This window comes from Streptomyces sp. NPDC002403 (genome assembly GCF_053593015.1).
This window is the reverse complement of the sequence record NZ_JBSFBQ010000007.1, coordinates 163,600-175,423: the sequence shown is the minus strand read 5'-3', so window position 1 is coordinate 175,423 and position 11,824 is coordinate 163,600. Positions and strand designations below refer to the sequence as shown.

At 71.0% G+C, this 11,824-nt stretch carries 9 protein-coding genes; 8 read left to right on the top strand and 1 reads right to left on the bottom strand.

What is annotated here, in order from left to right; all coding sequences use genetic code 11:
• The first annotated feature begins 40 nt into the window (after nt 1-40).
• From ACWCPY_RS11465 to ACWCPY_RS11435, 7 genes are all read left to right on the top strand, one after another.
• Nucleotides 41-964: an LLM class F420-dependent oxidoreductase gene (locus ACWCPY_RS11465; RefSeq protein ID WP_451264094.1), complete on the top strand. Its 924-nt coding sequence runs from the start codon at nt 41-43 to the stop codon at nt 962-964.
• Between the two features lie 157 nt (nt 965-1,121).
• The gene (gene mmuM, locus ACWCPY_RS11460; protein WP_451264187.1) at nt 1,122-2,003 is read left to right on the top strand and encodes a homocysteine S-methyltransferase; all 882 of its coding nucleotides are present in this window, start codon (nt 1,122-1,124) and stop codon (nt 2,001-2,003) included.
• Between the two features lie 44 nt (nt 2,004-2,047).
• On the top strand, nt 2,048-3,607 hold the full coding sequence (locus tag ACWCPY_RS11455; protein ID WP_451264093.1) for a 3' terminal RNA ribose 2'-O-methyltransferase Hen1: 1,560 nt from the start codon (nt 2,048-2,050) through the stop codon (nt 3,605-3,607).
• Nucleotides 3,604-6,165, top strand: a complete 2,562-nt coding sequence (locus ACWCPY_RS11450; RefSeq protein WP_451264092.1) for a polynucleotide kinase-phosphatase — start codon at nt 3,604-3,606, stop codon at nt 6,163-6,165. The genes ACWCPY_RS11455 and ACWCPY_RS11450 overlap by 4 nt, the downstream gene beginning before the upstream one ends.
• A 110-nt stretch (nt 6,166-6,275) precedes the next feature.
• Nucleotides 6,276-7,508: an arginine deiminase gene (locus ACWCPY_RS11445; protein WP_403770498.1), complete on the top strand. Its 1,233-nt coding sequence runs from the start codon at nt 6,276-6,278 to the stop codon at nt 7,506-7,508.
• A 126-nt stretch (nt 7,509-7,634) separates the two neighbouring features.
• A complete protein-coding gene (argF, locus tag ACWCPY_RS11440) occupies nt 7,635-8,642 on the top strand; it encodes an ornithine carbamoyltransferase (RefSeq protein ID WP_451264091.1) in 1,008 nt (335 codons plus the stop codon).
• A 176-nt stretch (nt 8,643-8,818) separates the two neighbouring features.
• Nucleotides 8,819-10,261: an amino acid permease gene (locus ACWCPY_RS11435; protein ID WP_451264090.1), complete on the top strand. Its 1,443-nt coding sequence runs from the start codon at nt 8,819-8,821 to the stop codon at nt 10,259-10,261.
• Between the two features lie 10 nt (nt 10,262-10,271).
• Here the strand turns inward: ACWCPY_RS11435 and ACWCPY_RS11430 are convergent, their stop codons facing one another.
• Complete coding sequence (locus ACWCPY_RS11430) at nt 10,272-10,703, bottom strand: ATP-binding protein (protein WP_451264089.1); 432 nt, start codon at nt 10,701-10,703, stop codon at nt 10,272-10,274.
• A 289-nt stretch (nt 10,704-10,992) separates the two neighbouring features.
• Between ACWCPY_RS11430 and ACWCPY_RS11425 the strand changes: the two genes are divergently transcribed.
• Nucleotides 10,993-11,820 carry an enoyl-CoA hydratase family protein gene (locus ACWCPY_RS11425; RefSeq protein ID WP_451264088.1) on the top strand — a complete coding sequence of 276 codons (828 nt, stop codon included), beginning with the start codon at nt 10,993-10,995 and terminating at the stop codon, nt 11,818-11,820.
• Nucleotides 11,821-11,824: the final 4 nt, after the last annotated feature.

Here is an 11,824-nt window from a genome sequence, read left to right as displayed (position 1 = left end):
GGAGAGGGGCGGCCGGTGCCCTGAGGTGCAGGATGGAGGCATGGATCTTCGAATCTTCACCGAGCCCCAGCAAGGGGCGAGCTACGACACCCTGCTCACCGTGGCCAAGGCGACCGAGGACCTCGGCTTCGACGCCTTCTACCGCTCCGACCACTACCTCCGCATGGGGCCGGGGGACGGGCTGCCCGGCCCGACCGACGCGTGGATCACGCTGGCCGGGCTGGCGCGTGAGACCGAGCGGATCCGGCTCGGCACCCTGATGACCGCGGGGACCTTCCGGCTCCCCGGTGTGCTGGCCATCCAGGTCGCGCAGGTCGACCAGATGTCCGGCGGGCGCGTCGAGCTCGGTCTCGGTGCCGGCTGGTTCGAGGAGGAGCACAAGGCGTACGGCATTCCGTTCCCCAAGGAGAAGTTCGGCAGGCTGGAGGAGCAGCTGGAGATCATCACCGGGCTGTGGGCGACCAGGATCGGCGAGACGTTCAGCTTCGACGGCACCTACTACCAGCTCACCGACTCACCCGCGCTGCCCAAGCCGGCGCAGGCCGAGGTGCCGGTGCTGATCGGCGGCCACGGTGCGACGCGCACACCGCGGCTGGCCGCCCGCTATGCGAACGAGTTCAACATCCCCTTCGCATCGCTGGAGGACAGCGAGAAGCAGTTCGGCCGGGTCCGCGAGGCCGCCCGGACGGCCGGCCGCGCACCGGACGACCTGGTGTACTCCAACGCCCTGGTGGTCTGCGTCGGCAAGAACGACGCGGAGGTGGCGCGCCGTGCCTCCGTCATCGGGCGTGAGGTGGCGGAGCTGAAGGCGAACGGGCTGGCCGGCTCGCCCGCCGAGGTGGTCGACAAGATCGGCCGGTACGGCGCGATCGGCTCGTCCCGGATCTACCTCCAGATCCTGGACCTGGAGGATCTGGAACACCTGGAGCTGATCTCCTCCCAGGTCCAGTCCCAGCTCGGCTGAGGCCGGGGCCCGCGGACAGAAGGACAGAAGGACAACAGGAGGACGAAGGGAGTCACCTGTGCACCCCGCCCGGCCGTCCGGCGGCCCGTCGTCCCTCCGCGCATCCGCCCGGAAATCCGTCCGTACGCTCGGCAGTGCTCTTGCGGCGGGGCCCGTCGTGCTGGACGGGGGGCTCTCCAACCAACTGGAGGCGCAGGGCTGCGATCTGTCCGACGCCCTGTGGTCGGCCCGCCTGCTGACCGATGGGCCCGGGCAGATCGAGGCGGCCCACACCGCCTATGCGCGCGCGGGTGCGCAGGTGCTCATCACCTCCGGCTACCAGGCGACCTTCGAGGGGTTCGCGCGGCGGGGCATCGGGCGGGCGGAGGCGGTGGAGCTGTTCGCCCGCAGCGTCCGGCTGGCCCGACGGGCCGCCCGTTCGGTGGAGCGGGAGGTGTGGGTCGCCGCTTCGGTCGGCCCGTACGGGGCGATGCTGGCGGACGGCAGTGAGTACCGGGGCCGCTACGGGCTCTCCGTCGGGGAGCTGGAGCGCTTCCACCGGCCCAGGATCGAGGCGCTGGCCGCTGCCGGGCCCGATGTGCTGGCGCTGGAGACGGTGCCGGACGTCGACGAGGCGGAGGCATTGCTGGGTGCGGTCGAGGGGTGCGGGCTGCCCGTCTGGCTCTCGTACAGCGTGGCGGGCGGGCGGACCAGGGCGGGCCAGCCGCTGGAGACGGCCTTCGGGCTGGCCGCGGGCCACGACGAGGTGGTGGCCGTGGGCGTGAACTGCTGCGACCCGGCGGATGCGGACCGGGCGGTGCGGGTGGCCGCCGAGGTGACCGGGAAGCCGGTCGTCGTCTATCCGAACAGCGGCGAGCGGTGGGACGAGGGGGACCGGGGATGGGCCGGAGCGGCCACGTTCGACGCGGGCAGGGCAAGGGCCTGGGCCCGGGCCGGGGCCCGGCTGATCGGCGGCTGCTGCCGGGTCGGCCCGGACACCGTCGCGGAACTGGCCGGGCTGCTTGCCCCGACGGCGGCCGACGAGTCCGTGGACACGTGAAAATGCCTGGTGGGGGGAGAACGGACCGGACCATACTCGGACGTGTGTTCCTGACAATCAGTACCACCGGCAACCCCGGACGTCCGGCGACCGACCTCGGCTTCCTGCTGCACAAGCATCCCGAGAAGGCGCAGACGTTCTCCACCTCCCACGGCACCGCGCACGTCTTCTACCCCGAGGCGTCCGCCGAGCGCTGCACCGCGGCGCTCCTGCTGGAAGTGGATCCCGTGGCCCTGGTGCGCCGCGGCAAGGGCAAGGGCCGGGGCGGCGCTCCCGACGCGGCGCTCGCGCAGTACGTCAACGACCGCCCCTACGCGGCGTCCTCGCTGCTGTCCGTCGCCATGAGCGCGGTCTTCAAGTCCGCGCTGAACGGTGTGTGCCGCGCTCTGCCCGAGCGCGCGCAGGCGCCGATGCCGCTGCGGATCGAGGTGCCCGTGCTGCCGGCCCGCGGTGGTGCGGAGCTGGTGCGCAAGCTCTTCGGGCCGCTCGGCTGGACGGGCGTGGACGCCGTGGCCGTACCGCTGGACGAGCAGTTCCCGGAATGGGGGGACTCCCGGTACGTACGGCTGGTGCTCGAAGGCGAGCTGCGGCTGGCGGACGCTCTGCGGCAGCTCTACGTCCTGCTGCCGGTGCTCGACGACGCCAAGCACTACTGGGTCGCGCCGGACGAGGTGGACAAGCTGTTGCGGGCGGGAGAGGGCTGGCTCGCCGCCCACCCGGAGCAGAAGCTGATCACCAGCCGCTATCTCTCGCGGCGCTGGGGGCTGACCCGGCAGGCGATGCAGCGGCTCGAACTGGTGCGGCTCGCCGAGTCGGACGACCTCGACGTCGACAGCATCGACAACGCCGTGGACGAGACCACCGACACCGAGGAGAAGCCGGTTCCGCTCGCCGAGCAGCGGCGCGCCGCGATCCTCGGTGCGCTGCGGGCCGCGGGCGCGAGCCGGGTGCTCGACCTGGGCTGCGGGCAGGGCCAGTTGGTGCAGGCCCTGCTCAAGGACGTGGGTTTCACGGAGATCGTCGGCGTCGACGTCTCGGTGCGCGCCCTCACGATCGCGTCACGCCGGCTGAAGCTGGACCGGATGGGGGAGCGGCAGGCCGCCAGGGTCACGCTCAGGCAGGGCTCGCTCACCTACACCGACAAGCGGCTCAAGGGGTACGACGCGGCCGTGCTCAGCGAGGTCGTCGAACACCTCGACCTGCCGAGACTGCCCGCCCTGGAGTACGCGGTGTTCGGGTCGGCCCGCCCCCGGACCGTGCTCGTGACCACGCCGAACGTCGAGTACAACGTCCGTTGGGAGACCCTTCCCGCCGGGCATGTGCGCCACGGCGACCACCGGTTCGAGTGGACCAGGGCCGAATTCCGTGGCTGGGCCCGGGAAGTGGCGCGGCGGCACGGATACGGAGTCGACTTCGTCCCCGTGGGGACGGACGACCCCGAGGTGGGACCGCCCACACAGATGGCCGTGTTCATGATGACCGCGGCCGACGGGACCGCGAAGCCGCACCCGAACGAAACCACGAAGCAGAACACGCAGCACAACCGGGACGAGACCGCGAAGCAGAACGGCGACCGGACCGAGAAGGAGGCGAATGCCGCATGACCAGTACCCCACGCACGCTGCCGGTGACCGACCTCTCCCTCGTGGTCCTCATCGGGGCCAGCGGCTCCGGCAAGTCCACCTTCGCCCGCAGGCACTTCAAGCCCACTCAGATCGTCTCCTCCGACTTCTGCCGCGGCCTGGTCGCCGACGACGAGAACGACCAGAGCGCCAGCCATGACGCCTTCGACGTCCTGCACTACATCGTGGGCAAGCGGCTGGCGGCCGGGCGGCTGACCGTCGTGGACGCGACCAGCGTCCAGTCAGAGAGCCGCAAACAGCTCGTCCAGCTGGCGAGGAGCCACGACGTGCTGCCCATCGCGATCGTCCTCGACCTGCCCGAAGAGGTCTGCGTCGCGCGCAACGCGGCCCGCCCCGACCGCGCCGACATGCCGCGCCACGTCATCCAGCGCCACCGTCGCGAACTGCGCCGTTCGCTGCGCGGACTGGAGCGCGAGGGCTTCCGCAAGGTGCACATCCTGCGCACCGAAGAAGAGGCGGACCACGCCGAAGTGGTGCTGGAGCGCCGCTACAACGACCTGCGCCACTTCACCGGTCCCTTCGACATCATCGGCGACATCCACGGCTGCAGCTCAGAGCTGGAGTCCCTGCTCGGCAAGCTCGGCTATGTCGACGGCGCGCACCCCGAAGGGCGTACGGCGGTCTTCGTCGGCGACCTCGTGGACCGCGGCCCCGACAGCCCCGGGGTGCTGCGCCGCGTCATGGCCATGGTGTCGGCGGGCAACGCCCTGTGCGTGCCGGGCAACCACGAGAACAAGCTCGGCCGCTACCTCAAGGGCCGCCAGGTGCAGCCCACCCATGGGCTCGCCGAGACCATCGAGCAGCTCGACCGGGAGGACGAGAAGGACCGGGCCTTCCGGGGCCGGGTGCGGGAGTTCATCGACGGCCTCGTCAGCCACTACGTGCTCGACGGGGGCGGGCTCGTCGTCTGCCACGCCGGACTGCCCGAGAAGTACCACGGCCGCACCTCCGGACGGGTCCGCTCGCACGCGCTGTACGGGGACACCACCGGCGAGACCGACGAGTTCGGCCTGCCCGTGCGCTACCCGTGGGCGGAGGACTACCGCGGCCGTGCCGCCGTGGTCTACGGCCACACCCCGGTACCCAACACCTCCTGGGTCAACAACACCATCTGCCTGGACACCGGAGCCGTCTTCGGCGGGAAGATGACCGCGCTGCGCTGGCCGGAGCGCGAGCTCGTCGACGTCCCCGCCGAGCAGGTCTGGTACGAGCCGGCCAGGCCACTGGCCACCGAGGCACCGGGTGGCCGGGAGGGGCGGCCGCTGGACCTCGACGATGTGCAGGGCCGCCGGATCGTCGAGACCCGGCACATGGGCCGCATCGCGGTCCGTGAGGAGAACGCCGCCGCCGCGCTCGAAGTCATGAGCAGGTTCGCCGTCGACCCCCAGCTGCTCGGCTACCTCCCGCCGACCATGGCACCCACCGCCACCTCGCGCGAGGACGGCTATCTGGAGCACCCGGCCGAGGCCTTCGCGCAGTACCGGGCGGACGGCGTCGCCGAGGTCGTGTGCGAGGAGAAGCACATGGGATCGCGTGCGGTGGCGCTGGTCTGCAGGGACGCGGCCGCCGCCCGCGAGCGGTTCGGCGTGGGCGCCTTTGACACCGCCGGTGGCCCGACCGGGGCGCTGTACACCCGTACCGGACGGCCGTTCCTCGACGACGCCGCGCTCACCGAGGTGATCCTCGACAGGCTGCGCGCCGCCGTCACCGCCGCCGGACTCTGGGAGGAGTGGGGCACCGAGTGGGTGCTGCTCGACGCCGAGCTGATGCCCTGGTCCCTCAAGGCGGGCGGGCTGCTGCGTTCGCAGTACGCCGCGGTCGGTGCCGCGTCCGGCGCGGCCCTGCCGGAGGCCAACGCGGCCCTCGCGGCGGCTGCGGCCCGCGGTGTGGACGTCGGTGCTCTCGCCGACCGTCAGCGGGGCCGCGCCGAGGACGCCACCGCGTTCACCGAGGCGTACCGCCGGTACTGCTGGAGCACCCAGGGGCTGGACGGGGTGCGGCTCGCACCGTTCCAGGTCCTCGCTGTCCAGGGCCGCTCACTGGCCTCCGTACCGCACGACGAGCAGCTGGCCTGGATCGACCGGCTGGTCGAGCACGACCCGACCGGGCTCCTCCGGAGCACCCGCCGGCTCGTCGTCGACACGGGGGACGAGGCGTCGGTGCGCGCCGGTGTCGACTGGTGGCTGGAGATGACCGGCCGCGGTGGCGAGGGCATGGTCGTCAAGCCGCGGGCCGCGCTCGTACGGGACGGCAGGGGCAGGCTGGTCCAGCCGGGCATCAAGGTGCGCGGCCGGGAGTACCTCCGGATCATCTACGGCCCCGAGTACACCCGCCCGGAGAACCTGGAGCGGCTGCGCGACAGGTTCCTCGGCCACAAGCGCTCGCTGGCCCTGCGGGAGTACGCGCTGGGACTCGAAGCGCTGGACCGGCTGGCCGACGGGGAGCCGCTGTGGCGGGTCCACGAGGCGGTGTTCGCGGTGCTGGCCCTGGAGTCGGAGCCGGTCGACCCGAGGCTCTGACGGCTGTCACGGAGGGCAGGGAATCGCCGGCGGGTTTTCCGGTGCGATGTACGGAGAACCCGCTGGCGATTCGTGGGAGTGAAACGCCTGCGCACGGTGAGGATGGAGACATGGGATTCCACGTCGACTCCGAGGCCGGGCGGCTGCGCCGCGTCATCCTGCACCGCCCCGATCTGGAACTGAAGCGCCTCACCCCCAGCAACAAGGACGCGCTCCTGTTCGACGACGTGCTCTGGGTGCGCCGGGCCCGCGAGGAGCACGACGGCTTCGCGGACGTGCTGCGGGACCGAGGTGTGGCGGTGCATCTCTTCGGCGACCTGCTCCGTGAGTCGCTGGACATCCCGGTGGCCAGGCGGCTCGTCCTGGACCGGGTCTTCGACGAGAAGGAGTACGGCCCGCTCGCCACCGAGCATCTGCGGGCCGTCTTCGAGGAGTTGCCCAGCGGCGAGCTGGCCGACGCCCTCGTCGGCGGGATGACCAAGCGGGAGTTCCTGGCCGGGCACAGCGAGCCGACCTCCGTCCGCTTCCATGTGATGGACCTGGACGACTTCCTGCTCGACCCGCTGCCGAACCACCTCTTCACCCGGGACACCTCGGCGTGGATATACGACGGGGTGTCCATCAACGCGATGCGATGGCCGGCCCGGCAGCGCGAGACCGTGCACTTCGAGGCGATCTACCGCCACCACCCCCTCTTCACCGGTCCCGACGCGGGCGCCTTCCACCACTGGTCCCAGGGGCAGGACGACTACCCGTCCACCATCGAGGGCGGCGACGTACTGGTCATCGGCCGCGGCGCCGTGCTCATCGGGATGAGCGAACGCACCACCCCGCAGGCGGTGGAGATGCTGGCCCGGGGACTGTTCGACGCCGGTTCGGCCCGCACGATCGTGGCGCTCGACATGCCCAAGCGCCGGGCGTTCATGCATCTCGACACGGTGATGACGATGGTCGACGGCGACACCTTCACCAAGTACGCCGGCCTGGGCATGCTCCGCTCGTACACCATCGAGCCCGGCGAGGGGCCCAGGGACCTGAAGGTCACCGACCATCCGCCCGAGCACATGCACCGGGCGATCGCACAGGCCCTGGGCCTGGACTCGATCCGCGTCCTCACGGCCACCCAGGACGTGCACGCCGCCGAGCGCGAGCAATGGGACGACGGCTGCAATGTGCTGGCCGTGGAGCCGGGCGTCGTCGTCGCCTACGAGCGCAACGCCACCACCAACACCTTTCTGCGCAAGGAGGGCATCGAGGTCATCGAGATCCGGGGCAGCGAACTCGGCCGGGGCAGGGGTGGCCCCCGCTGCATGAGCTGTCCGGTGGTGCGCGACCCGGTCTAGGGCCTCTCGTTCGGATCATGCCGGGGCCGCGGGGTCCGGCGGGCGTGCCGTATAGCGATGCATGGTGTCGTATAGACTTCCAGAGTCACCGTACGTGCGATCCTCGCCCGACCCAGGAGCTGTCCCATGGCCATAGACCTCGCAGGCCGCCACTTCCTCAAGGAGCTGGACTTCACGGCCGAGGAGTTCCGCGGCCTGATCGAGCTCGCGGCCGAGCTCAAGGCCGCCAAGAAGTCGGGGACGGAGGCGCAGCGGCTGCGCGGCAGGAACATCGCGTTGATCTTCGAGAAGACCTCGACGCGTACCCGTTGCGCCTTCGAGGTGGCCGCCGCGGACCAGGGCGCTTGTACGACCTACCTGGACCCCTCCGGTTCGCAGATGGGGCACAAGGAGTCGGTGAAGGACACGGCCCGCGTCCTCGGCCGGATGTTCGACGGCATCGAGTACCGCGGTGACAGCCAGGCGGCCGTCGAGGAACTGGCCGCCCACAGCGGTGTTCCGGTCTTCAACGGGCTCACCGACGACTGGCACCCCACCCAGATGCTTGCCGATGTCCTCACCATGACCGAGCACAGCGACAAGCCGCTGGAGCGGATCGCCTTCGCCTACCTCGGCGACGCCCGCTTCAACATGGGCAACTCCTACCTGATCACCGGCGCGCTGCTCGGCATGGATGTCCGGATCGTCGCGCCGAAGGCGTACTGGCCCGCCGAGAAGATCGTCGCCGAGGCCCACCGGCTGGCCGGTGCGAGCGGCGCGACCGTCACGCTCACCGACGACATCGCCGAAGGTGTCAAGGGCGCAGACTTCGTCGTCACCGACGTCTGGGTCTCCATGGGCGAGCCCAAGGAGGTCTGGGCCGAGCGCATCCGGGCCCTGGCGCCGTACGCCGTGACCATGGACGTGCTCCGCGCCACCGGCAACGCCGATGTGAAGTTCATGCACTGCCTCCCGGCCTACCACGACCTCGGCACGGCGGTCGGGCGGGAGGTCGAGGCCGCCCACGGGCTGGCGGAGCTGGAAGTCACCGACGAGGTGTTCGAGTCCGCGCACTCGGTCGTCTTCGACGAGGCGGAGAACCGGATGCACACGATCAAGGCCGTTCTGGTGGCGACCCTGGCGGTCCAGGGCTGATCGCTGCATGGTCATGCGCCCGATTGGGTGAACATGCGTGAAGGCGACTAATATGTTGCCTCTTGGTGGGGTTCGAGCTCGCACGCTCGAACCCCATTTTCCGTGTGACGCCGGAGCCCCCACAGCCCCCGGTGCACCTCCCCCCCACGCGCTCCACCAGAGAAGAGACCGTCCCCGTGAGTCCGCTGCGCCCACCGAGCCCCCCGCACCCGTCCGGGCGGCGCATCAAGAACCCCCACCAGCTGATCGCCGAGTCCGGCGCCGACCTGGAGGGGCACGGCCTCAAGCGCACCATGGGGCTCTTCCAGCTGGTGTGCTTCGGGGTCGGCGCGGTCGTGGGCACCGGCATCTTCGTCGGCCTCTCCGACAGCGTCGCCGAGGCGGGCCCCGCGGTCGTGCTCTCCTTCGTGCTCGCCGCGATCACCTGCATCTTCACCGCGTTCTCCTTCGCCGAGCTGGGCAGCGCCATCCCGGTCTCCGGCAGCTCCTACTCCTTCGCCTACGCGACCCTCGGCGAACGCGTCGCGTTCCTGGTCGGCTGGTGTCTGCTGCTGGAGTACGGCGTCTCGGTCTCCGCGGTCGCCGTCGGCTGGAGCCAGTACGTCAACGAGCTGCTGGACAGCCTGTTCGGCGCGCAGTTGCCGGCCGCCCTTTCTGCGGGCCCCGGCGACGGCGGCGTGATCAATCTGCCGGCCGTCCTGGTCGTCATGATGGCCGCGACCCTGCTGGTGCGCGGCGTCCGCGAGAGCGCGACCGCCACCGCCGCGATGGCGGTCCTCAAGATCACCATCCTGGTCCTGTTCTGCGCCGTCGCCCTCACGGCCTTCGAGCGCGGCAACCTCACGCCCTTCTTCGCCCACGGCGCGGGCGGGGTCACGGCCGGTGCGTCGCTGGCGTTCTTCTCGTACATCGGCTTCGACGCCATCACCACCGCGGGCGAAGAGGTCAAAAACCCGCGCCGGAACATCCCGATCGCGATCATGGTCTGCATCGGCCTGGTCACCCTGCTCTACTGCGCGGTGGCGCTCGCCGCCATCGGAGCGCTGGGGCCGAAGGCCGTGGCCGACCAGCCCGCGGCGCTCTCGATCGTCGTCGACCAGGTCACCGACTCGACCGTCGGCGGCGGAATCATCGCCTTCGGAGCGGTCGTCGCGATCGCGTCCGTCGTGCTCGCGGTGATGTACGGGCAGACCCGCATCCTGATGTCGATGTCCCGTGACGGACTGATCCCGCGGGTCTTCGAGCGGGTCTCGCCCCGGACGTCGACGCCGGTCGCCAACACCTGGATCGTGGCCGTCGTCTTCGCGGTCCCGGCGGCCTTCTCGTCGCTCGACGTGGTGGTGAACCTGACGACCATCGGCGCGCTGGCCACCATGGTCGCGGTGAACCTCGCGGTGATCGTGCTGCGGCGCCGCAACCCGGAGGTGAAGGGGTCGTTCCGGGTACCGCTCTATCCCCTGAGCCCGCTGCTGGGCGTCGGCTTCTGCCTCTATCTGATGTACGGGACGGGCTGGGCGACCTGGGTCCAGTTCGCGGTCTTCCTGGCCGTCGGCTCGGCGGTGTACGCCTTCTACGGCCGCAGCCGCTCCCGGCTGGCCGGAGCCGGCGCGGCCCGGTGAGGGCGGCGGGTCAGCTCTGAGGTGTGAGGGACGGCAGGGTGAACCACACCGCCTTGCCGTGCTCCGTCGCGCGGTGGCCGCATGACGAGCTGAGCGTACGGATCAGCAGCAGACCCCGGCCGTGTTCCTGCCAGGGGTCCGGCTCGCTGTCGTGCCGCGGGAAGGAGAGCCCGCCCGGCGGGGCGGGGTCGCGGTCGTGCACCTCGACCTGGCAGCCGGTCGGCAGGAGCTCCACCACCAGCTCGATGGGTTCGTCGCTGCGGGTGTGCTCGACCGCGTTGGCGACCAGCTCCGCGGTGAGGAGCTCGGCGGTGTCGGTGTCGGCCGGTGCGTCGATGTCCGCGAGTGCGGTACGGATCAGAGCACGGGCGATCGGTACGGCCGCCGTCGAGTGCGGCAGCGCGATCCGCCACAAGGGGGGAAGGGGAACATCGGGGGGCACGGCATGGCTTCCGTTCCGGGGTTCGAGGGCGGATGCGGGTTCACGAGGGCGGAGACCCCCTGCGGGCTCCGGGGCCTCCGGGCTCTCCGGGGCCTTCTGGGAGTCAGGACTTCTCGGTTTCAACCTTACGAAGTGCAACGACGCGGGCAAGGGGCTGCCGACCGGTATGAAAGGGACGTTGGTCACTGTGTTCTCACGCTCCACGTATCGCGTGCTCGTGACGGAAGTCACGCACCAGTGATAAGTTCGGGGCAGGTAGCAGCCCGACGGCTGAAGGGGAGCCCCCTCCATGAGCCCGTTTCCCAGCTCCGCCCCGCACACGGACGACTGGCGCCATCTGCGGCTGACGACGGACGACGGGGTTGCCACCGTCACGCTCGCCCGGCCCGAGAAACTCAACGCGCTCACCTTCGGTGCCTACGCGGACCTGCGCGACCTGCTCGCCGAACTGTCCCGCGAACGCAGCGTGCGCGCTCTGGTGCTCGCGGGGGAGGGCCGCGGATTCTGCTCCGGCGGAGATGTCGACGACATCATCGGCGCGACACTCGCCATGGACACCGCCCGGCTCCTCGATTTCAATCGCATGACCGGACAGGTGGTGCGGGCCCTACGTGAAACCCCCTTCCCCGTCATCGCCGCCGTACACGGGGTGGCGGCCGGCGCCGGGGCGGTGCTCGCGCTGGCCGCCGACTTCCGGATCGCCGATCCGTCGGCCCGCTTCGCCTTCCTGTTCACCAAGGTCGGCCTCTCCGGCGGCGACATGGGCGCCGCCTACCTGCTGCCGCGCGTCGTCGGCCTCGGCCACGCCACCCGGCTGCTGATGCTCGGCGAACCCGTCCGCGCACCCGAAGCGGAACGGATCGGGCTGATCAGCGAGCTGACCGACGAAGGCCAGGCGGACCTACGCGCGGCCGCGCTCGCCCGCCGCCTCGCCGACGGCCCGGCCCTCGCCCTCGCCCAGACCAAGGCCCTGCTCACCGCCGAGCTCGACATGCCGCTCGCCGCCGCCGTCGAGATGGACGCCGCCACCCAGGCCCTGCTGATGCACGGCGAGGACTACGCGGAATTCCACGCCGCCTTCACCGAGAAGCGGCCCCCGAAGTGGCAGGGCCGGTAGCGCG